This window comes from Halocatena salina, from assembly GCF_023115355.1.
Classification (GTDB): domain Archaea; phylum Halobacteriota; class Halobacteria; order Halobacteriales; family Haloarculaceae; genus Halocatena; species Halocatena salina.
Genome location: NZ_CP096019.1, coordinates 1,995,114 through 2,015,223 on the forward strand (window position 1 = coordinate 1,995,114; position 20,110 = coordinate 2,015,223).

Sequence of the window (20,110 nt, forward strand, 5' to 3'; positions counted from 1 at the left end):
GGCTTTTACTGGTCTTCTAAGGCGTCCGCGATGCGTTCGAGTTCGCGGCGCGCATCGTGGAGTTCGTCGCGGACCTTGCGGACCTCACGGACGAGCTCCTCGTTGCCTTCGGAACCGGGTCCCTGAGCGCCTGGTCCACCGCTGGGACCACCGCCCATACCGCCCATGCCGCCGGGACCGCCACCGCCCATCATACCGCCCATCATCTGTGCAAACGGGTTCCCGCCGCCACCCATGCCGCCGGGACCGCCGCCCCCGAACGGCTCTTGGGGTCGCTCGTCGCCTTCCTCGCCTTCTTCCTCGCGGCGCTGTCTGATCTCCTCGACGCGCTCACGGAACGTTTTTTCCTCCTCGTCTCCCTCTTCACTTTCGGGGGCGTTCTCACTCTCAGCGGCGGGGTCCTCGGTCGGTTCCTCACTCCTGGATTCGTCCGGTTGTTCTTCGTTATCGGCCATGACACAGTTTCTGTCCCGGTTCACAAAAGGATGGTGTCTCGGTATCGATCCGATCAGCCGTGGATCGGACAGCTGATCGTGATCACGGCTAGTGACGAATCGCGGGAATTTTATTTACCCGGCACCCTCGGATGGGTATGGCGAAGACAGCGACCGTCGACACTGACATGCGTACTGGGGTGGCGATGCTGTTCGGTGTGCTCGGTCTCATCGGGGCGCTCGTGATGCTCACAATGGGTCTTACAGAGCAACAACTGCTTGCAGGCTGGGGATTTGCGGGAGCGATGCTTTCGGGTACCGTTCTCATCGTCGTCCTTCACGTGTATGGATCGTCCGAAATCATTAATCCGTAGAGCGTCTATTTACCGTGTATGGGAACACTGAATGATGAAGATCAGCGCATTCTCGATTACCTCCACGAGAGTGTCGAGTCGGGTAAGCGATATTTCCGCGCCAAGCGTATTGCTGATCAGCTCGGCTTGTCTTCTAAACAGGTCGGTGCGCGCCTGCCACGGCTCGCTGATACCGCTGAGGACGTCGAGATCGAGAAATGGGGGCGCGCACGATCGACCACATGGCGGGTTACGCCGGAGTAGTGGACTTTTTATCCCGACTGGCGAAACAGAGATATGACCGTCCGGGTAGAGCAGACGTTTGACGTGAGCGCATCCCCCGAGACTGTATGGAATTTCATCGCCGACCCGGAAAAGCGCGCCCGGGCTATCAGCGTGGTCGACGGGTTCGAAGAAACCGGCGATAGGACTGCGGTTTGGCAGATCGAACTTCCGCTGCCGCTTCTCAATCGCACCATCTCGGTCGAAACCGAAGAAACGGACCGTGATCCTCCTACCTACGTCCGATTCGTCGGCCGTTCCTCCGCTGTCCACGTCGTGGGTGAGCATCGTCTCGAAGCCACTGAGGACGGCTCACAACTTACCAACCGGTTCATCGTCGACGGCAAGCTCCCCGGCGTCGAACGCTTTTTCAAAGGTAATCTCGAGGACGAGCTACGCAACCTCCGAGACGCGCTGTACGCTGATCTGAATCACTCTGGGTAACGCTCGATCTGCCACGGACGGCACTACTGCCCGTCTCGCTCGGCCAGTTTGTAGCCGACGAACAGCCCGATGGCGTTGCCGATGGCACCGTAGATCTGGGCCTTAACCTTCTTTTCGCCTCCATCGCGCCTAGAGAGCCAGTATGCGACCATCACCGACGCGAGGAAGCCGCCCACGAACTGTACCCCTTTGCTCTGGTGACTCGGCATATCCCGGTGTTCCCCACCGGTTGGTATATGTCTTCGGGCAAATGATTTCCCGTAGATGAAGATCGCACTCGCACAGCTACGGATCGAGCCGGGCGATGTTGCGGGCAACGTCGACCGGGCCGAGGCTGCTATCGCCGATGCCGCTGCTCTCGGCGTCGATCTCGTCTGCCTTCCGGAGGCGTTCAACGTCGGTTACTTCTCCTTTTCCGCCTACACCGAGCACGCCGAGGGACTGTCGGGACCGACGCTCTCTCGGCTATCTGCGGCGGCTCGAGAGAACAACATCGCGGTGGTAGCTGGTACCATTATCGAGGATCTCACCGAAACGGATGGGGGACCAGCCGCAGAGGGGTTGGCAAACACGGCCGTCTTCTTCGACCGGGATGGAACACGGAAAGCGGTGTATCGGAAACGCCATCTGTTTGGGTACGACTCCCGAGAGTCAGAGCTTCTCGTTCCCGGTGAACAGCTTCCGACCGTCTCCTTCGAGGGCTTTACCGTTGGACTCACCACCTGCTATGACCTTCGGTTTCCCGAGCTGTACCGGTCGCTTCTGGACGCTGGCGTGACCCTCGTGCTCGTCCCGAGCGCGTGGCCCTATCCCCGAGTCGAACACTGGGAACTGCTCGCGCGGGCACGGGCGGTCGAAAACCTCTGTTATGTAGCCGCCACAAACGGCACTGGAGAGTTCGAGGATGCCACACTGCTCGGCCGCTCGACCGTCTATGACCCGTGGGGCACCGTGCTTGCCAGCTCGGGCGACGATCCGACGCTCGTTACCGCCGCCGTCGATTCCGACCGCATCGACTCGGTTCGAGCAGAGTTCCCCGCGCTCGATGACCGGCGGCTGTGATGAAGGACCGTTCAATCGTCCGTGGCCGGTTCGGTGACAGTCGTTTTCTCGTACTGTTCGCTCAGACTGTCGCTGCGCGTGGTGTGCTGGAACCAGACGAAGGCGAGGAGGGCCCCGAAAACGTTTGCAACAGCAAACGAGAGCCAGATCCCGTGTGTGCCGAGGATGATCGAACCGAGCCACGCCAGCGGGAGCTGTATCCCGACCACGGCTACAGTGATCACCGCGGCAGTGAGGGTTTTGCCAGCCCCCCGGAAGCCACCCAGATACGCTCGTCGTACGCCAGTCCCCCCGAACGTGAGCGCTGTTAGCTGCATGAACGTCGCCGTCGCGTCGATCACGGTGGTATCCGTAGTGAATACGGCGGCGATCGAGCGCGCCCTGAAAAAGGCGACCACACCCAACACGGTGAGCACGACCGCCATCACGCGCGCACCGTAATGGTTCGTGCGCTCGGCGCGGTCGTGTTTTCCAGCGCCGATGTTCTGTCCGGTCATCGTCTCGATTCCCTGAGAAAAAGCGATCGCTGGCAAGAAGACCACCGAAAACACCCGCGTTCCGATGCCGTAGGCGGCCACAACCGATTCGGGATACGCTGCGAGGATGAACAACAACACGTTGGTCGACAGCGCGACCCCCGTTCCTTCGACTGACGCCGGAACGCCGAGATCGACGAACTGACGACCGTAGCCCAGATCCGGTATCATCTGCCGGAGATGGATCTCGACACCGCGTTCTCCCCGGAACATGATCGCCAACCCAACCACGAACGCGAGCAGCCGCGAGAACACCGTCGCGATCGCCGCACCCTCGATCCCCGATCCCGTGAAGCCGGTCAGGGAACGCGCCACGGACTCGACGCCGTTCAGCCCAAGATGACCGAACAGCGGGTTATCGGCGAAACCGAAGATGAGGATCGGATCGAGTACGATGTTGAGTACGACCGATCCGAACATCACGAGCATCGGCGTCACGGTGTCGCCGTACCCACGCATCAGCGAGATGAACACCGCGAAACCGAACATGGCGAACAAGCCAAGCGAGATGGTTTTCATGTACGCCGTCGCCGGGGGAATCACGCTGTCTGTCGCTCCTAACACCACGAGATACTCGTCCACGAAGACGTAACCGATGCCACCCAACAGCACCGACGCGATCAGCGAGAACGTTACTGTCTGGGAGGCGGCGTATTCGGCGTTGTCCTCCTGGTCGGCACCGATGTGTTGGGCGACGAGCACGCTCCCGGCGACGGATACGCCGAGTGCGAGTGAGAACAACAGAAACACCATCGGGAACGCGAAGCTGATCGCCGCGAGCGCGGTCGTGCTGTACTGCCCGAGCCAAAAGGTGTCCGCGAGATTGTACGCCGTCTGCAACAGGTTCGTGACGATGATCGGTGCGGAGAGATACAACAACGGCTTACCGACCGGCCCTGCGGTCAGATCGAGGTCGTCTGTCGGGTCGACGAACAGACGACGAAGTTCATCGAGTGTGCTCACGTGCCTACGATCTCCCGACCGCGCCTCGTCTCGGACCGTCTCGATGGATAGTGAAATTGATACGATGGTGGCGACGGCAGTCGTGTCGCTGCGCTCGTCGTGTCTGTGGGTTTCCCTGTCGTTGAAATGCCTTCGATAAGTATCATACTTCTACTCCGACTGGCCTCCCAGCCAGCATGGTTTTCACCGACTGCTCGGGCGGACAAATACGTTCCGTGGGTGTGTCACACCAACACAGTATCGGCGGTGAACCACCGATTGATATGTCCCAGTGAGAATGCTTATTATCGTTCGAAAGAAGATTCGAATGCCGGGACGGCGCTTTTCTCGTCAGACCGGCAATGGACAACTCACCTCCCTCATCGCCCGGTACCGCTGTGATGCCGGCCTCATCTCAGCGGTTTCCTCGTCTCGGTCGTTCCGTCTTCATCGCTCGCGGTAGATCGCTCGATGGCGTTTACTCGTCTGTCGTGATGTCCGCCGAGAGTCCCTGTGCCATCTCGATGTCCGTGGAGTTGTTGAGCGTCCATGCGGTTCGTTCGGTGACCGCCTCGATGACTTCGCGCGCACTCGGGTAGCCGTTGCCCGATTTTTTCACGCCGCCGAAGGGAAGGTGCACTTCCGCGCCGATACACGGGAGATTGCCGTACGCCAGTCCGAGTTCGGCGTGATCTCGGTAGTAGTTGATTTGTCGGTAGTCCTCAGAGATGATCGATCCGGCTAATCCGTAGGGCGTGTCGTTTTGGATCTCGACGCCGCGCTCGATGTCACCGGAGTATTTCATGAGTGCGACGTGAGGTGCAAACACCTCTTCACGGATACACCGCGTCTCACCCGCGTCGTCGTAGTCGATCTCGTAGACGAACGGACCGACCCAGTTTCCACTCTCGTGTCCGTCGGGGACCTCCTCGTCGTCGAGCTCTGCCCGATCGACGAGCACGTTCGCACCCTCCTCGCGTGCGAGGGCGTTGTACTCGTGGAACCGTTCGACCTGTCGCTGTTCGATGAGCGGTCCCATGAACGTGTTCGGATCGAGCGGATCGCCGACGGCGACGCGTTCGGCCAGTTCTACGAACCGGTCTTTGAACTCGTCGTACACGTCCTCGTGGACGATGAGTCGCTCGCTCGACACACACCGCTGGCCCGTCGTTTTGAACGAGGACATCACGGCCGAGTGGACGGCCACGTCGAGATCAGCTTCGTCAGTGATGAGCACCGCGTTTTTCCCGCCCATTTCACACGCACACGTCGTTCCCGGCCGGGAGGCGACCGTGCCGGCGATCTCGTGGCCCACCTCTGCGCTACCGGTGAACAACACCGTATCCACGGTCGGAGAGTCGACGATCTCCGCACCGGCGTCGCCGTACCCTTGCACCATGTTGAACACGCCGTCGGGAATCCCCGTCGATTCGAACAGCTCCGCGATGACCTGTCCACACAGCGGTGTCTGCTCGGCGGGCTTCCAGACGACGGTGTTGCCCTCCACGAGTGCGACGGCCATGTGCCAAAAGGGAATGGCCACCGGGAAGTTCCACGGCGTGATACAGCCGACGACGCCCACCGGCTTGCGACGCATGTAGGCATCCTTGCTCGGAATCTCGCTCGGAACCACGTCGCCGTGTGGGTGACGCGCGTCTCCAGCCGCCCATTCGACCATGTGAGCGGCCTCAACCACGTCGGCTTTCCCTTCCGAGATCTCCTTGCCACACTCCTCGGTCACGATCTCGCCGAGCTCTTCCGTCCGCTCTTTGAGTTCGTGGTAGATCTCCCAGAGATACTCCGCGCGGTCGATGTGGGAGAGATCACGCCACTCCTCGAACGCCTCTTCTGCCGCCGCGACGGCGCGCTCGACGTCAGTTTCCGTTCCCCGCTGGAACGTTCCGAGCGTCTCACCGCTCGCTGGGTTCGACGATTCGAACGTCTCCTCACCCGCTCCCTCGACGAACTCGCCGTTGATGTAGTGTTCGTGTACTTCTACCTGTTGGCTCATGTGGCAATACTTGCACCACCCGGGTAAAAACTCCCCGGATGAAATTCGGGCGACGTCGTTTTCTCTCGTGTGATTCGTTCCCCGAAATACCCAAGTATCTCGGCTGGCGGGTGAGCGATCGCTGCTGGATCTGGCTGGTATCCTCACGGATGAAGAGGCTGCGAAAATGTGTGGGGCCATCGAAGAACAGGAATACCGAACACATGAGCGCCTCGATAACCGTGCCCGGTTGGTCTCGTAATCGACGATACAAACGTTTCCCTCACTATATTATGAAATAAATTGATGATATATTATTATCAAATCTGATGAAAAACCGGGAGGCTTAAAACACAGACATATCTATCGGGTCATGAATGGTTTGTGATTGGGAGATAATTCACGATCGAGCGACGAGTTCCGCTCGGATCGGTCGGTTCGTTCTTCGTCATCGGTACGTGATTCTCACGCTCGTCTATGTTGCCGTGCATCTATGGCTGTTCGTCACAGCACTCCCGATCACCGGCCGTCCCTCAGGGGCACCGGATCCGATCACGTTCGAACTCGGCGGCCAGTTCCTTGCTACTGGACGGATACCGTACGTCGATCTATTCGACATCAAGCCGCCACTCGTCCATCTTATTCCCGGTATTTTAGCGACGGGTATTCACTTCCTAGGCAGTCCTGGGTTCGGATATCTCGATGCGTTGGTCCTCCATACCGCGAGTGTACTCCTCACGTTAGGTATGACGCTAGTTGCGCTGTTTCTCATCACCGATCTCGTTGACGATATCACGGACGATCGGCTGGCTGCACTGGCCGCGGGATTCGTTCCACTGACGTGTCCTATTTTCTATATGGCTGGAATCGGTGGATTTCGTCCGAAAACCATGGCTCTGGTTGCTGGCTTGTTGTCCGTTCGCTGGCTCTCCCGCCAGCGGTGGCTGTGGGCAGGGCTTGCTGCTGCTTGTGCCCCTGCGTTGTGGCAGTTCGGTCTCGTTTTCCCTCTCTTTGCGGTCGGGATCGCTCACCGGAGTGGTCGTACAGCCCTTAAACGCGTGCTCGCAGGGGGTGCCATCATCACGACCGTCACACTCGCTCCGTTTGCCCTCAATGGGATTCCAGCACTCCGTGCGATCCTCGTGGAAGTCGTGTTACTTCCGTTCGTGGTTCGACCGGTTCGAGAACCGACTGGGACTTTCTCACACGTCACTCGGTTGATCTCTTATCTCGGCTGGGAGGGTTTTTGTGTGCTGCTCGTCGGGACGGTTGGTGCGCTGCTGTATCCGATCCAGCGCCGGTTTCGAGCGAGCACCACGGAAGTGTCGGAACTGAGTGTTCCCGACGTCGACGTTTGGGTCGCCATCGTAGTGGGCGTGTTTTCGATCCAAGCCATGGTCGTGGACGGTCGCGGCTTGACCGATTCCACGATGTGGGTCGGATTCGCTTCTGTCGGCGTCGGTTTGCTCATCGCGCAACTGAACAACCGTCGCTTCCGGCAGCTCTTCGTGGTGGGAATCGTCGTCATCGGAATCGTCGCGTTTTTGACTGACGCGGTTACTGCGTTCTACGGGTGGCGATGGGTGACACAACCGGAGGCGTCCTATAAACGCGTGGCAACGGTTTACTGGCACACCAGTTCTATCGACACGTGCCATATCCGACGCGCCGGTGATGAACGGACGTTCGTCCGTTTGATGGGAGGTTCGTTGTCCGATCAGGTGTGTGGACAGTATTCGATCGACAGCATGATTCGTTCACTCATCCCGTGAGATTCGGGTTAGGTGGACAGCACTCACCCCTCATCCCCGCATCGGGACGAACTGGACGTAGCCGTCAGTCCTGCGAGTCAGCGATCCGTCCGATTCTTTCTCGGCGATGAGAAGCTGCTGTCGTCCCGTTCCAACCGGTGCGACGATACGCCCACCAGTAGCGATCTGTTCGACGATCGGGTCTGGGAGTTCCGGGGTGGCGCACGTCAGATACGCAGCGTCGTAGGGCGCGTGTTCCGGCCAGCCGTCGTGTCCGTCGCCAGCTGTAACAGTGACGTCGTAGCCCAAGCGATCGAGCTGTCGTTGGGCCGACTCAGCGAGTTCAGGCTGAAACTCGACACTGTAGACGGTGGTATCGACGATCTCGGCGACGACGGCGGCGTGATACCCACACCCCGTACCGATTTCGAGCACTCGGTCTTCCGGCGAGAGCGCCAATCGATCGGTCATGATGGCGACCATGTGTGGTGCACTGATCGTCTGACCGTGGCCGATCGGGAGTGGCCGGTCGTGGTAGGCCTGCTGTGTGTGGCTGTCGGGAACGAACTCGTGGCGTGGCACAGCCCCAATAGCTTCGAGCACTGACTCTCGATGGATGCGTTCGCTTCGGGAGAGAACCTCCACGAGCCGTTCACGATCGTTTTCACGGGTCATCGTTCCGTTTTACCACCCTGACCACGCGGCACTCGATTCGTCGTCGGCGTACACGCGCTGAATGTCCTTCGCGGTCGCAGTGTCGGCCGCAAAATCGAGTTGCTGGTGGTCGTAACCGGCCGCATCGTCCCGGAGCTTGATCGACTTGATCGTGAACTCCTCATCGCCCAACTCTTCGGTCGCTCCGACGGTAAACTCCTCATCGCCGGGCACAAGTGCATCGATGCTACGCGTCTGGTCGTGGCTGCCGTCGGTTGGATTCAGCGTGATGGATACGGATACGTTGTCGACCGCCCGCGTCCAAATCGTCTGCACCGCCTCCACGGACGTGCGTTCGACCCGTTTGTCTGGCAGTTCGAGCGCCGTGATCCGGACCGTCATGAGCATCTCCTCGGTGTCGACGATGAACTCTTCACCGACAGCGATCTCTTCGGACGCTGGGGCGTCCACGTGGGTGTGAAACGATTCCCCTCCTTGGGAGACGATCACGTCCCGCTCGACGGTGTCGTCCTCCTCGATCCGCGTCTTGTGAACGTGATCGCATTCAGTGCATCTGACGGTCGCCTGACTGCCCGGTGAGAGCAGCTCGTGGGCCGTCGCCACGTCCGGAGAGCAGGCTGGACACGGCGTCGGCACGTGGGTTGGCGTCGAATCGCTCATATCGTCGGTACTCGCTACAGAGATAAAGGACGTTCGTCCCACCCGATCCGTGGGGAAGCGTAGCGCAGATCGCTGTGTGTCTCGTGGGCTGGTCGGCGCTGGCTCGGCTCGTCACCAGAGACGTGACGAGCAGTCACTCGCTCGACCGCGGAGCGGGCAGTTCCACCAGCTCCCCGTCGGCGTGCACCGTCGGCTTGCGAATGATGCCGTCGAGATGCAACGGGGCGTCGGTGTCCCCACCGATACCGGCATCGTCGCCGATGGCGATGTGGACGGTGCCGGCGGCCTTTTCATCGAGCAACACCGAGCCGATCAGCTCAGTGACGGCGACGTTCGTACCGATCCCCAACTCCGCGAGGTTGTACGCGTCCTGTCCGACCTCCTCGGCAGCCGTTTCGACCTGCTCGCGGATCCGATCGTCGCTGATCGAGGTGACATAGCCGTCCTCAACCTCGAACGTGAGTGTTCGATCGGATTCGAGCAGCCCGTACGGTCGCATCGTCCCATCGACGACGAACGTTCCGTTTGCCGATTCGGGACTGATGAACGTCTCTCCGGCCGGTAAGTTCGACATCTCGCCCGGTTGGTGGACGATGCCAGTGTCCTGTCGCCACTCACGACCTGCCACTGCGAACGTGATGTCAGTGCCGGCGGGAGCCGTCACGCGGATCTCCGAGGCATCGCCTACCTGTTCGAACACCGCGTGACTGTGGTGCTCGATCGCCTCGTAATCGGCGTCTAGTCCGGTCGTAAACACCTCTTCAGTGATCCCGGGCAGGGTGGCAACCCGCCCACCAGCGTCGGTTGCATCCGTGCGCGCCCGTGTGTGGCTTAGACTTTTGGTGGTCGGTGCGAGCACTACGTCGCCGTCACGCATGGCCGCTGCCACTGGTTCGGGAGGCTCTTCACCGTGTTGGTCACCCGGTGGGTATCGGAGGATCGTCGCGTTCTCCGTTCTCTCCCGGGCGGCCCGGTACAACGCCTCTCCGATCGGCTCGCGTTTCGCGTCAGTCACGATCACACAGCTCTCGCTACGTTCCAGTCCCATGCACTGGTCGACCGCTGTTTCAGCTGGAACGGCTAACTCGGATGACTCGCTATCGATGGTTGACTCGGCCATATTCGTTTCCTGGCGGGAGTACGGATTAGGTGTTGCCTTCGAAGGATCCCTTTGTCATCGACCGTGAGAGATCACTCAGATGCGAGTAAATCGCCCCAAGAGCCCCCGATGACCTCGAAACGTTTACCGTCGTCGGTGGTGCACCAACACGTATGATCACGGTCGGAGTCAACGGGTATGGAACGATCGGGAAACGCGTCGCGGACGCAGTGACACAGCAGCCGGATATGGAACTCGCTGGGGTGGCTAAAACCCGTCCCAACTTCGAAGCCCAAGCCGCCGTTCGGAAGGAGTACCCGCTGTACGCCGCCGTCGAGGAGCGGATCGAACTGTTCGAGGAGGCTGGCATCGATCTCGCCGGTTCGGTCACCGATCTGGTCGCGGAAAGCGACGTCGTTGTCGACGCCTGTCCCTCCGGGATCGGTGCGGACAACAAGTCGATGTATGAATCGTTCGACACGCCGGCGCTGTACCAAGGTGGCGAAGACGCCGATCTCGTGGACGTGAGTTTCAACGCCCGTGGAAACTACAGCGCCGCTGCGGGCGCGTCCCACGTTCGCGTCGTCTCCTGTAACACGACCGGGCTCTCCCGGCTGCTTGCCCCCCTGCAAGAGCGGTACGGCGTCGAGAAAGCCCGCGTTACGCTCGTCCGGCGCGGTGGCGATCCCGGTCAAACCTCTCGTGGGCCCATCAACGACATCCTTCCGAACCCAATCACGATTCCCTCCCATCACGGCCCGGACGTGAACACCGTGTTTCCTGATCTCGACATCGATACGCTAGGGATGAAAGTTCCCGCGACGCTCATGCACGTCCACAGCGTCAACGTCACACTCGAATCCTCTCCGACGGCGGCCGACGTGCGCGACCTTCTGCGCGAGGAATCCCGACTGTTTCTCGTCCCCGAATCGATGGCCATCGACGGCGCAGGCAAACTCAAGGAGTTCGCTCACGACGCCGGACGACCGCGGGGAGACGTCTGGGAAAACTGCATTTGGGAGGAATCGATCAGCATGGAAGGCGACGATCTCTACCTCTTTGAAGCCATTCACCAGGAGAGCGATGTCGTCCCGGAGAACATCGACGCCATCCGTGCTGTCACCGAAACCGCAGACGCTAGCGAAAGCATTGCGACGACGAACGAAACGCTCGGCATCGGCTTGTGACGCGCTCAGCCGTCGGCTGACGTTTGGCACGCACACATGAATCTTATCTGATTGTATATTCTATCATCAGCCGAAGGAGATGGACATCGACAGAATTTTATTATGATAGGATCAAAGTGGCGCGTTCAGAAGGCTTTTGATCACACAGAGCTTGAGCTTTATTCATGGGATCGCGCGACCGGGACCCGTTCGATGACATCTTCAACGAGCTTAGTCGTATGATGGACGAGATGATGGGCAACAACTTCGAGATGCGCGTCCAGAGCGGTGAGTCCGGCTTTGGAAACGATGTTCACGTCACTACCCAAACGGACGATGACAACGTGTATGTCGTTGCTGACCTTCCGGGAATCGAGAAGGACGCTATCGACATCAAATGTGACGGGAAAACTCTCACGATCAACGCTGTGACCGACCACCGCGAGTACGAAGATCAGCTTCGACTGCCGGTGACCGTCGACGAACACTCCGCGAAAGCCACCTTCAACAACAGTATCCTCGAAATCACGTTCGAACGCAACGATTCATCGGCCGACATCGACTTGAATTGATTTCCCTCCAGAGTAAACGAACAGAAGTCCTGCGGGCCTTGCAACCGTCCGTTTTCGACTGACGAACACCTACTGTGACCCGTCCGACGGTAGTCCGATAGCAGTAGTGTTCGAACCCACGCAGGTCACGTCTCGAAGCCGTCTTCCCACTGGAACGTTCCGTTTCGTTGGATGACCTCGCCGTCGATTTCGATAGTGGCATCGGTGCTCATGTCGGCGATCATATCCACGTGGACGGCGCTTTGGTTGCCTGATCGGCCATCGGGCAGACACGCATCGTACGCTCGACCGAGCGCCATGTGGACAGTGTCGCCCATCTTCTCGTCGAACAGTATGTTGTTCGTAAACCGATCGATGCCGCGGTTCATTCCGATGCCGAGCTCACCGAGTCGTTTTGCGCCGTCGTCCGTCGTGAGGATCTCTTCTAACACGTCCTCGTTGTCTCCCGCGTAGTCCACGACACGCCCGTCTTCGAACGTGAGCGTCACACGTTCGAGTCGCTCGCCGTAGTAGGTGAGCGGAAGATCAAACACCACCGTTCCGTCCGTGTCGGTCGGCGCGGTGAACACCTCTCCGGAGGGAAGGTTGTGCGAATCATACCGGACGGAGGCAGCGCTGTTCACCGCGAGCCGATCCTCGATCGACATGGTGACGTCGGTCCCCGCAGCCGTCCGGATTGACAGCTCGCTCCCGGCGTCGAGGCGTCGTTTCAGACGGTCCATCTCCGCTGCGAGGCGTTCCCAATCACGAATGATCGCGTCGTACACGAAGTCTTGGTAGGTCTCGTAGGCCATTCCGGCCTGTTGGGCGAGTGCCCGCGTCGGATGTATCGTTTTTACCCAATCCGTATCGAGCCGGGCTTCCCGAACGTCTTGGGTGGCCGTGTCGTAAGCCTGCTTGGTGTCGTGTGGGACGTCTGTCAGCGTGTTCGCGTTGTGGCCGGCATTCAGCGCCAGTACGACGTCCGCGTTCTCATACAGTGACTTCGCGTGTGCTGGATCGGCGTCGAACTCCTCGCTGTGTGCCCGCAGATACGCGCGATCGATCTCCCCGGAAGCGTACGTCGTCAACAGGTTTGCGTTCCGCTTGCCCACCTGCTCGGCAACCGCGACCGCCAGCTCGTGGGCACCGTCCTCGACGCTCATCACGACGTTGTCTCCGGACCCGATGTCGGCGCTCCAATCGCTGAGTATTCGGGCGTGTTCGTGGATGCGTTCGTCCATGCTCACTCGTGGCTTGCACCGATCCTAAACGCTGTGGGATCTAGCTAATCATCTAGCCGTTCGTGAGTATCGAGATACACGGTTCTCATCCGGGTGTTTATCGCCCAGCACACCAACACTGATCTATGGCTGCCCTCGAACTCGATGCCACGCAACTCGATCGCTACTCCCGGCACATCATCATGGACGATGTCGGCCCGGCGGGACAGCAACAGCTGCTCGAAACGCGCGTGTTGTGTATCGGGGCGGGGGGTCTCGGCTCGCCGGTCATCGAATATCTCGCTGCGGCCGGAATCGGCACACTCGGCATCGCTGACGACGACGTGGTCGAACGATCGAATCTCCAACGCCAAGTCATCCATGGCGTGGACGACATCGGCCGTCCGAAAGTCGACAGCGCTGCGGCGTTCGTCGACCGCCACGCTCCCGACGTGACCGTCGAAACACACGAAACGCGAGTTACGAAGGACAACGTCCGGTCGCTCATCGATGGCTACGACATCGTCGTCGACGGCTCGGACAACTTCCAAACCCGGTATCTCCTCAATGACGCCTGCGTGCTCGCAGGGATTCCGCTCACTCACGGGGCGATCCTCCGCTTTGAGGGACAAGCCACGACGATCCGTCCTACTGGACCGTGTTACCGGTGTCTGTTTCCCGAAGCCCCGCCAGCTGGCGCGGTCCCTGACTGTGCGACCGCTGGCGTACTCGGCGTGCTTCCCGGAACGGTCGGCTGTATTCAGGCTACTGAGGCGATCAAACTCGCGCTCGATCACGGCGAGACGCTCACGGGACGGCTTCTGACCTACGACGCCTCGTCGCTGTCGTTCGAAACGGTCCCCTTCGAACGAAACCCTGACTGTCCGGTCTGTGGTGCGGACGGCATCGATTCCATCGAGAACGTGGCATACACCGAAACGTGCTCGGTGTCAGAGTGAGCGCAATTCAGTCGCTCACGCTTTCCGTGTCGGTCGATGAATTCTCGACACCGGTCGGATTCGGATTGCTCTCGCCTTCGGGAAAGTAACACGCTGCCAGATGGTTCTCATCGCCAGCCGCGGCGGCGGCCGGTTCCTCGCTGTGACACTCCGTGGTGGCTTTTGGACACCGGGGTGCGAACACACACCCGTTCGGGAGTTCCACGGGTGTGGGTGGTTGTCCTTCCAAGAGCACCCGTTGGCGCTCGACGGACGGATCTTTCTCCGGCGCGGCTGACAGCAGCGAGTTCGTGTAGGGATGTTTCGGCTGTCGTATCACACTGTCGACCGCTCCCTGCTCGACGATACGTCCCAGATACATGATGGCAAGCCGGTCGGACACCTCGGCCAAGCTTGCGAGATCGTGAGAGATGTAGACGATGCCGATATCCTCCGCATTGGACAGCTGTCGAAGCAGATTCAAGAGGTTGACCTTGAGCGAGACGTCCAGCATCGAGGCCGGCTCATCGCAGATGAGAAAGTCCGGATCGAGGACGAGCGCCCTGGCGATGGCGACGCGCTGGCGCTGGCCGCCCGATAGCTCGTGGGGGTATTGGTCGAGAAACGACGTGGTTGTTGGGAGACCGACCGTTTCGAGCGTTTCCGTGATCGCTGTCGTCCGTTCGTCGGTTCGGTAGTCGTGTATCGTGAGCGGTTCTCCGACGAGTTTACGAACAGGTTGGCGTGGATTCAACGAATCGAACGGGTCCTGAAAGATGATCTGAAGCTTTCGGCGGAACTCCTTCATATTTCCGTTTCGGTAGTGTTCGTACGATTTCCCGTCGAAGGTGAGCTCTCCGCCGGTCGGTGCGGTGAGCAGCGCCATCGTTTCGCCGAGCGTCGACTTTCCACAGCCGCTCTCTCCCGCGATACCGAGGATCTCCGATCGATGGACTGACAGCGACACCCCATCGACCGCACGGACGTAGGTCGGGTCTTCCCCGCGGACCTTGCTCACTAGCGACTGACTCTGTTCGTACCACGTCCGCAGATCGTCGGCTTCGAGGATGACATCCCCACTCTCGGTTTCGCTTTCCGTATCGACAGCGACCCCCCACGTCTCCGGTTTCGTCGCGTCACGTCGCATCTGTGCTGCCTGTTCGACGTGATGACAGGCGGATCGGTGGGTCCGGTTGGGGAGCTTCGTCAGATCGGGATGGGACTGTTCGCAGTCCTCGGTGGAAAACGGACACCGATCGGTGAACGCACACGCCGACGGTGCTCGGCTGAGATTCGGTGGCGATCCCGGAATGGAAACCGGGTTGTCAGCCCCCTCGATCTCCGGAAAGGAGTTTTTGAGACCCATCGTGTAGGGGTTCGTCGGGTTGATCAACACGTTATCGACGCTCCCTTGTTCCATCACTTTCCCACCGTAGAGCAGGGACAGTTCCGCACACGTCTCTGCGATGACGCCGATTTCGTGTGTGATCAACAACAGCGAGCTGTCGATCTGCGTTTGGATGTCGAGCATCGTATCGAGGATTTTGTCCTGAACGATGGCATCTAGGCCTGTCGTCGGCTCGTCGGCAATGATAAGATCTGGTTCGAGCGCCAACGCCATTGCGATCGTCACCCGTTGGCGCATTCCACCGGAGAACTCGTGTGGATACTCCTCGGTCCGGTCGGGATCGAGACCGACCATATCGAACAGTTCCCGGACCCGTTCTCGGGCGTTCGCCTCCGAGATGTTGCGGTGTTTCTCGATGGCCTGTCGTATTTGATCGCCGGTCGTCATGACGGGATCGAGTGAATCCATCGCGCTCTGTGGGATGTATGCGATTTCTTCCCAGAGCACATCACGGCGTTCGGCCTCGGACAGTTCGAGGAGGTTTTCTCCCTTGAATCGGATCTCACCCCGATCGATCGCGCCGTTCTCCGGCAACAACCCGAGAACAGCCTCTGCAGCCGTCGACTTTCCCGAGCCACTCTCACCCGCAAGCCCGTAGTTGATGCCCGTATCAATGCTGAACGAAACGCCGTTTACGGCGTAAACGTCCTCATCGGTCGTACTGTACCTGACGTGTAAATCGTCGACTTCGAGTAATGGCTGTTCCGACGTCATTGGTTTTGTATCTCCGGATTGATCATTTCTTCGTACGCTCGGCCGATGAAGAAGACCGAGGTGGTCACAGCAGCGATGCCGATTGCCGGGGGCAACACCCACCACCACGCGATTCGGATCGTTCCCGATTCGAACACCATTCGAAGCATTCGCCCCCAACTGGTCGTGGTTGGATCTCCGAATCCCAAGAACGCGAGGCTCGCCTGAGCAGCGATCGCCCACGCTACGCCGTAGGCTGTGTACAGAAAGCCGATCGGCAACACGTTCGGCGCGATGTGGAGGAACATGGTCCGGAGGTGGCTGGCTCCACTCGCCCGGGCCGATTTCACGAACGTCCGCTCGCGCGTCGACAGCACCTCCGATCGGACGACGCGAGCGGGCATTTTCCAGAGAAATGAGACGATGATGGCAGTGATGAGCCACACGTTCGGGGTGATAAACGTGAGCAACAACAGCGCCATCGGCATGAACGGAAGTGAGAACGTGAGGTCGGTCAGTCGCATGAGTAGCTCATCCACCCACCCGCCGAAGTAGCCGCTCACGAGTCCGACGAGAAACCCGAGGGCACCGGTTCCGACACCACCTAGCAGGCCGACGATGAGCGTCGGCTGTGCACCAGCCAGAAACTGACTGAGCACGTCTTTTCCGTACTCGGTCGTTCCGAGGGGGGTATCAGTGCTTGGGGGGGCCAACCGCACGATGTCGCCCTGAGTGGTTCGAACGTAGTCCTCGATCGGGTGGTAGGGTGCGATCGTTGGCCCGGTCACGCCGAGAAAGACGAACACACCGAGGGTAATGAGTCCGGCACAGGCCAGTCGATCCTCTGCGAGAAATCGGAGGTGGGACCACACGCTTTCGGTACGACTGATGATCCGTTCTCCGATCGAAATCGATCCGGTGCTCATCAGACGGCACCTCCGTTTGCATTCACCGTCGGATCGAGATACGCACACAGTACGTCTGCCAAGAGGTTCATGATGATGACTGCCAATGCCATGATGAACACCGCTGCCTGAACGAGCGGATAATCCTGCTGTTCGATGGCCAATACGAGCGCTCGACCGATGCCGTCCCAGCCGAACACGACTTCGAGGAGGATCAGCCCTTGGAAGATCATTCCGAGCCGGAGTGCGAAGTACGTCACCACCGGCAACAACGAGTTGCGACCGGCCCGAACGAGCTGCTCGTTTTCGGTCAGTCCTTTCGCTCGGTGGAGTTTGAGAAATTCCGATCCCTTCTTTTCGACGACGCCGTTGCGGGCCAACAGGAGGAAATCACCGCTGTAATACAGCACTGTCACTGTAAACGGGAGGAGATAATGATGGAGGAAATCGATCGAGAGATACGTATCCAAAAGCCCGTTCGGTGTCGCTGTCACGCGCCGCATTCCGAACGCTGGCACCATCCCGAGCGTGTAGGAGAACGCGATCAGAAAGAAGATCGCGGTGATGAACACGGGCGTCGATCGCAGAAACGTCGTTACTGCGATGCTCGCCGTTTCGGCGGTCGATCCTCGATTCCATCCGGCGTACATCCCGACAGCCGTGCTCACGATGGCTGTCGTCACGAGCGCGGGAACGAGCAGGACGAGCGTGTTCGCCAGCTTCGGACCGAGGATCGCCCACACCGGTCGGCTCTGGAGTATCGAATATCCGAACTGAAACGTCAGGAGGTTTTTGAGATACACTAGATACTGCTGCCAGAGCGGTTTGTCGAGTCCATAGAGGGCGAACACCTCCTCGGCTTGTTCGGGGCTGAGGTTGCCAGTCGTGATGAGCGTCTCGAACGGACTCCCCGGTAGCAGCCGTAGCACGAAGAAAATGATCGTGACCGAAATGAGCGTCAACAGTGCCGATACGGCGAGACGTTTCGCAAGGAATCGTCTGAAATCGCTCATGATTGGCCCTCCGTGGTCTGTGCTCGCTTCGAGAAATCCGGCTGCCTGAGTTCTTCGCGTCGTTTGTGCGTGTTCCCGTTTCGAATTCGTTCGAGGAACGCTGCCCACCCATCTTCGTTCGGGAAATGAAGCGTGTCGTCGTCTCCCCACAGGTAGCCAGCTCGTTCGAGGATCCGTCGAGCTTCCGTCGGGTCGTGGCGGTAGTGGTGCGTCTCGGGCGTGTACCACGGCGATACCAGTTCTGAGATGTAGTTTTCTCCCTCTGGAAGCGTGGCTTCACTGCGAAGGACGTCCTCGATGAACGAACGGTTGTCTACAGCCATCGAAAGTGCGATCCGGAACTCCTTGTCACGAATCAACGGACACGAGTGCATGAGCTTGACAGCGACGGGTGCGAAGCTCTCCGTCGAGAGCTTTTCAATGGCGTCGCTGGCTGCCACACGGTCAGCTTGTGCGTTCGAGAGTGTCGACCCCACAGCGTCGAGTTGACCCTGTGTGAGTGCCCCGAGTATCGCATCGACGTTGCCGACGTTGATCCAGATGATGCGCTCGATCCCCCGTCCCCGGGTCGCGTGCTCTCCGAGCGCGGTGGCACGCCAGTCGTCGTCGAACATCCAATGTTCATCGTTGCGTTCGAGTTCGAAACGCGTCCCTTGATTCCACCGCACGAATTTGAACGGTCCCGTTCCGATCGGCTCGGTTGGATTGTGCTGTGCGGGCGAGTCGATGGCTTCCCACCGATGTTTCGGGATGATCGCACTCCGAACCAGTCGTTGGGTGGTAAACGACGCGTCGGGCCACTTCAGATTGAACCGCACTCGATGAGACGACAGCACGTCGACGCTCTCGATCGGTTTGTAGAACGTCGCTTGGCTCGTCGAATTCTCTTCGATGTAAAATTCCGTCGAGAATTTCACATCCTCCGCCGTAAACGGTGTTCCGTCGTGCCAGGTGACTCCCTCTCGGAGTTTCACCTCGACTGTTTCGTCACCCGTGACTTCGGCATCAGTTCCGAGTGCCGGGATGATATCGAGATTCGGTGACGCATCGAACAAGCTGTCATAAATGAACTTCAGTCGCAACTCTTCGTCTCCCCCCGCCGCCCACGGGAGGTTGAGTGAGTTCATTGACGTCGTTACCCCCTTTACGTAGGCGGTGTCGTCCGTTTTGGGCTGAAGATTTACCTCCGTCCATTGGAACGCGTCACCGGTGTACCCGTTGCCCGGCGTCGGGACGTAGCCGTTCCATTTTTCGGTGTTTGCCGCGGTGATTACGTTCGGAAAGAGAGTGATGATATCACCGACATCCGCGGCAAAAAGCCGTTGAATGCGACCGACCAGCTTCTCGCGGCGTTTCGGTTCGCCGGTGAGCTGGCGCTGGGTGTCTAACAGTTCGTTTATCGTCGGGTGCCAGTAGTTGGTGTAGTTCGAGGGGTTGGCCTTGTGGAGTCGCATCAAAAACGGATTCGGATCGAGTCCGCGCTGGGGGTCCGGTCCCTGTGAACTCATCGAAATCACGTTTTCGAGTCCTGCTGTATCCCAACTTTGGGCGTACAGCTGGTTCAACGGGCGATCGATCAGCTTCGATGGGACACCAAGACTGTCGAGCGCTCGCTCGAACAACAAGGCGTGTTCGCGCATCCATGGATCGTCTTCGCTCGAATACTCCACCGTCACCGGATCCAACGGTGCACCCACGCGAGCGGTGTACTCGAGCGGTGGTGTGCCGGCGTCGATCGTTGGCCAGTCGTGCCAGTACTTCGTTGGGACGCTTTCGGAAACGTTCCCCGGTGCGTGCGGCTGTATATTGCTCGTGGCGCGGTTACAGCCAGCGATCGCGCTCACCCCTGCAAGAAGTGAAGCACGAAGGTACTGTCGCCGAGAGAGGCGACGTATCGACTCCTGAGACGTCGACACGTCGCTTGATGTGTCCTTGATTGTCATGGGACATGCCCTCTATCGGGGATGACACAAAGCATGTTATCC

The 20,110-nt window shown here is 59.4% G+C and carries 20 protein-coding genes; 8 read left to right on the forward strand and 12 right to left on the reverse strand.

The annotated features are described in order from the left end of the window. Positions 1-5 precede the first annotated feature (5 nt). Positions 6-455: a hypothetical protein gene (locus MW046_RS10185; RefSeq protein WP_247993000.1), complete on the reverse strand. Its 450-nt coding sequence runs from the start codon at positions 453-455 to the stop codon at positions 6-8. Positions 456-592: 137 nt separating this feature from the next. Between MW046_RS10185 and MW046_RS10190 the strand changes: the two genes are divergently transcribed. The 3 genes from MW046_RS10190 to MW046_RS10200 are packed head-to-tail and all read left to right on the forward strand — an operon-like array spanning position 593 to position 1,513. After that, positions 593-808: a DUF7525 family protein gene (locus MW046_RS10190; RefSeq protein WP_124955998.1), complete on the forward strand. Its 216-nt coding sequence runs from the start codon at positions 593-595 to the stop codon at positions 806-808. 18 nt (positions 809-826) lie between these two features. Next, complete coding sequence (locus MW046_RS10195) at positions 827-1,051, forward strand: DUF7123 family protein (protein WP_247993001.1); 225 nt, start codon at positions 827-829, stop codon at positions 1,049-1,051. A 33-nt stretch (positions 1,052-1,084) separates the two neighbouring features. Beyond that, positions 1,085-1,513: an SRPBCC family protein gene (locus MW046_RS10200; protein WP_247993002.1), complete on the forward strand. Its 429-nt coding sequence runs from the start codon at positions 1,085-1,087 to the stop codon at positions 1,511-1,513. 23 nt (positions 1,514-1,536) lie between these two features. Here the strand turns inward: MW046_RS10200 and MW046_RS10205 are convergent, their stop codons facing one another. Beyond that, positions 1,537-1,722, reverse strand: a complete 186-nt coding sequence (locus MW046_RS10205; RefSeq protein WP_247993003.1) for a hypothetical protein — start codon at positions 1,720-1,722, stop codon at positions 1,537-1,539. Between the two features lie 55 nt (positions 1,723-1,777). Here MW046_RS10205 and MW046_RS10210 point away from each other — a divergent pair, with 55 nt between their 5' ends. Then, the gene (locus MW046_RS10210) at positions 1,778-2,575 is read left to right on the forward strand and encodes a carbon-nitrogen family hydrolase (RefSeq protein WP_247993004.1); all 798 of its coding nucleotides are present in this window, start codon (positions 1,778-1,780) and stop codon (positions 2,573-2,575) included. A gap of 11 nt (positions 2,576-2,586) precedes the next feature. Here the strand turns inward: MW046_RS10210 and MW046_RS10215 are convergent, their stop codons facing one another. Both MW046_RS10215 and MW046_RS10220 read right to left on the reverse strand, forming a co-directional pair. After that, positions 2,587-4,074 carry an MATE family efflux transporter gene (locus tag MW046_RS10215; RefSeq protein WP_247993005.1) on the reverse strand — a complete coding sequence of 496 codons (1,488 nt, stop codon included), beginning with the start codon at positions 4,072-4,074 and terminating at the stop codon, positions 2,587-2,589. 457 nt (positions 4,075-4,531) lie between these two features. Beyond that, positions 4,532-6,064, reverse strand: coding sequence for an aldehyde dehydrogenase family protein (locus MW046_RS10220; RefSeq protein ID WP_247993006.1), 1,533 nt, complete (start codon positions 6,062-6,064; stop codon positions 4,532-4,534). Between the two features lie 356 nt (positions 6,065-6,420). Between MW046_RS10220 and MW046_RS10225 the strand changes: the two genes are divergently transcribed. Further along, positions 6,421-7,815, forward strand: a complete 1,395-nt coding sequence (locus MW046_RS10225) for a DolP-mannose mannosyltransferase (RefSeq protein ID WP_247993007.1) — start codon at positions 6,421-6,423, stop codon at positions 7,813-7,815. Positions 7,816-7,845: 30 nt separating this feature from the next. Here the strand turns inward: MW046_RS10225 and MW046_RS10230 are convergent, their stop codons facing one another. From MW046_RS10230 to MW046_RS10240, 3 genes are all read right to left on the reverse strand, one after another. Then, on the reverse strand, positions 7,846-8,469 hold the full coding sequence (locus MW046_RS10230) for a protein-L-isoaspartate(D-aspartate) O-methyltransferase (RefSeq protein ID WP_247993008.1): 624 nt from the start codon (positions 8,467-8,469) through the stop codon (positions 7,846-7,848). Positions 8,470-8,478: 9 nt separating this feature from the next. Next, on the reverse strand, positions 8,479-9,129 hold the full coding sequence (locus MW046_RS10235; protein WP_247993009.1) for an HVO_0476 family zinc finger protein: 651 nt from the start codon (positions 9,127-9,129) through the stop codon (positions 8,479-8,481). A gap of 133 nt (positions 9,130-9,262) precedes the next feature. Next, complete coding sequence (locus tag MW046_RS10240; RefSeq protein WP_247993010.1) at positions 9,263-10,249, reverse strand: aminopeptidase; 987 nt, start codon at positions 10,247-10,249, stop codon at positions 9,263-9,265. A 152-nt stretch (positions 10,250-10,401) separates the two neighbouring features. On the opposite strand from MW046_RS10240, the gene MW046_RS10245 reads away from it, so the two are divergent. After that, positions 10,402-11,415 carry a type II glyceraldehyde-3-phosphate dehydrogenase gene (locus MW046_RS10245; protein ID WP_247993011.1) on the forward strand — a complete coding sequence of 338 codons (1,014 nt, stop codon included), beginning with the start codon at positions 10,402-10,404 and terminating at the stop codon, positions 11,413-11,415. A 164-nt stretch (positions 11,416-11,579) separates the two neighbouring features. Beyond that, on the forward strand, positions 11,580-11,966 hold the full coding sequence (locus MW046_RS10250; RefSeq protein ID WP_247993012.1) for an Hsp20/alpha crystallin family protein: 387 nt from the start codon (positions 11,580-11,582) through the stop codon (positions 11,964-11,966). A gap of 125 nt (positions 11,967-12,091) precedes the next feature. On the opposite strand, the gene MW046_RS10255 is transcribed toward MW046_RS10250, so the two are convergent. Continuing rightward, the gene (locus MW046_RS10255) at positions 12,092-13,189 is read right to left on the reverse strand and encodes an aminopeptidase (protein WP_247993013.1); all 1,098 of its coding nucleotides are present in this window, start codon (positions 13,187-13,189) and stop codon (positions 12,092-12,094) included. A gap of 125 nt (positions 13,190-13,314) precedes the next feature. On the opposite strand from MW046_RS10255, the gene ubaA reads away from it, so the two are divergent. Next, the gene (gene ubaA, locus MW046_RS10260) at positions 13,315-14,127 is read left to right on the forward strand and encodes an SAMP-activating enzyme E1 (RefSeq protein WP_247993014.1); all 813 of its coding nucleotides are present in this window, start codon (positions 13,315-13,317) and stop codon (positions 14,125-14,127) included. A gap of 7 nt (positions 14,128-14,134) precedes the next feature. Here the strand turns inward: ubaA and MW046_RS10265 are convergent, their stop codons facing one another. The 4 genes from MW046_RS10265 to MW046_RS10280 are packed head-to-tail and all read right to left on the reverse strand — an operon-like array spanning position 14,135 to position 20,068. After that, positions 14,135-16,228 carry a dipeptide ABC transporter ATP-binding protein gene (locus MW046_RS10265; RefSeq protein WP_247993015.1) on the reverse strand — a complete coding sequence of 698 codons (2,094 nt, stop codon included), beginning with the start codon at positions 16,226-16,228 and terminating at the stop codon, positions 14,135-14,137. Continuing rightward, positions 16,225-17,133: an ABC transporter permease gene (locus tag MW046_RS10270; RefSeq protein WP_247993016.1), complete on the reverse strand. Its 909-nt coding sequence runs from the start codon at positions 17,131-17,133 to the stop codon at positions 16,225-16,227. The genes MW046_RS10265 and MW046_RS10270 overlap by 4 nt, the downstream gene beginning before the upstream one ends. Continuing rightward, positions 17,133-18,125 (reverse strand): ABC transporter permease, encoded by a 993-nt coding sequence (locus MW046_RS10275; protein ID WP_247993017.1) that lies wholly within the window; start codon positions 18,123-18,125, stop codon positions 17,133-17,135. Before MW046_RS10275 ends, MW046_RS10270 begins: the two co-directional genes overlap by 1 nt. Then, positions 18,122-20,068, reverse strand: a complete 1,947-nt coding sequence (locus tag MW046_RS10280) for an ABC transporter substrate-binding protein (protein ID WP_247993018.1) — start codon at positions 20,066-20,068, stop codon at positions 18,122-18,124. The genes MW046_RS10275 and MW046_RS10280 overlap by 4 nt, the downstream gene beginning before the upstream one ends. Positions 20,069-20,110 lie beyond the last annotated feature (42 nt).

Bases quoted from the DNA above. Each gene is read 5' to 3' on its own strand.
- MW046_RS10255 (WP_247993013.1), bottom strand. From the start codon at position 13,189: ATGGACGAACGCATCCACGAACACGCCCGAATACTCAGCGATTGGAGC.
- MW046_RS10190 (WP_124955998.1), top strand. From the start codon at position 593: ATGGCGAAGACAGCGACCGTCGACACTGACATGCGTACTGGGGTGGCG.
- MW046_RS10200 (WP_247993002.1), top strand. From the start codon at position 1,085: ATGACCGTCCGGGTAGAGCAGACGTTTGACGTGAGCGCATCCCCCGAG.
- MW046_RS10195 (WP_247993001.1), top strand. From the start codon at position 827: ATGGGAACACTGAATGATGAAGATCAGCGCATTCTCGATTACCTCCAC.
- MW046_RS10235 (WP_247993009.1), bottom strand. From the start codon at position 9,129: ATGAGCGATTCGACGCCAACCCACGTGCCGACGCCGTGTCCAGCCTGC.
- MW046_RS10210 (WP_247993004.1), top strand. From the start codon at position 1,778: ATGAAGATCGCACTCGCACAGCTACGGATCGAGCCGGGCGATGTTGCG.
- MW046_RS10220 (WP_247993006.1), bottom strand. From the start codon at position 6,064: ATGAGCCAACAGGTAGAAGTACACGAACACTACATCAACGGCGAGTTC.
- MW046_RS10275 (WP_247993017.1), bottom strand. From the start codon at position 18,125: ATGAGCGATTTCAGACGATTCCTTGCGAAACGTCTCGCCGTATCGGCA.
- MW046_RS10280 (WP_247993018.1), bottom strand. From the start codon at position 20,068: ATGACAATCAAGGACACATCAAGCGACGTGTCGACGTCTCAGGAGTCG.
- MW046_RS10225 (WP_247993007.1), top strand. From the start codon at position 6,421: ATGGTTTGTGATTGGGAGATAATTCACGATCGAGCGACGAGTTCCGCT.
- MW046_RS10205 (WP_247993003.1), bottom strand. From the start codon at position 1,722: ATGCCGAGTCACCAGAGCAAAGGGGTACAGTTCGTGGGCGGCTTCCTC.
- MW046_RS10265 (WP_247993015.1), bottom strand. From the start codon at position 16,228: ATGACGTCGGAACAGCCATTACTCGAAGTCGACGATTTACACGTCAGG.
- MW046_RS10240 (WP_247993010.1), bottom strand. From the start codon at position 10,249: ATGGCCGAGTCAACCATCGATAGCGAGTCATCCGAGTTAGCCGTTCCA.
- MW046_RS10185 (WP_247993000.1), bottom strand. From the start codon at position 455: ATGGCCGATAACGAAGAACAACCGGACGAATCCAGGAGTGAGGAACCG.
- MW046_RS10270 (WP_247993016.1), bottom strand. From the start codon at position 17,133: ATGAGCACCGGATCGATTTCGATCGGAGAACGGATCATCAGTCGTACC.
- MW046_RS10245 (WP_247993011.1), top strand. From the start codon at position 10,402: ATGATCACGGTCGGAGTCAACGGGTATGGAACGATCGGGAAACGCGTC.
- MW046_RS10250 (WP_247993012.1), top strand. From the start codon at position 11,580: ATGGGATCGCGCGACCGGGACCCGTTCGATGACATCTTCAACGAGCTT.
- ubaA (WP_247993014.1), top strand. From the start codon at position 13,315: ATGGCTGCCCTCGAACTCGATGCCACGCAACTCGATCGCTACTCCCGG.
- MW046_RS10230 (WP_247993008.1), bottom strand. From the start codon at position 8,469: ATGACCCGTGAAAACGATCGTGAACGGCTCGTGGAGGTTCTCTCCCGA.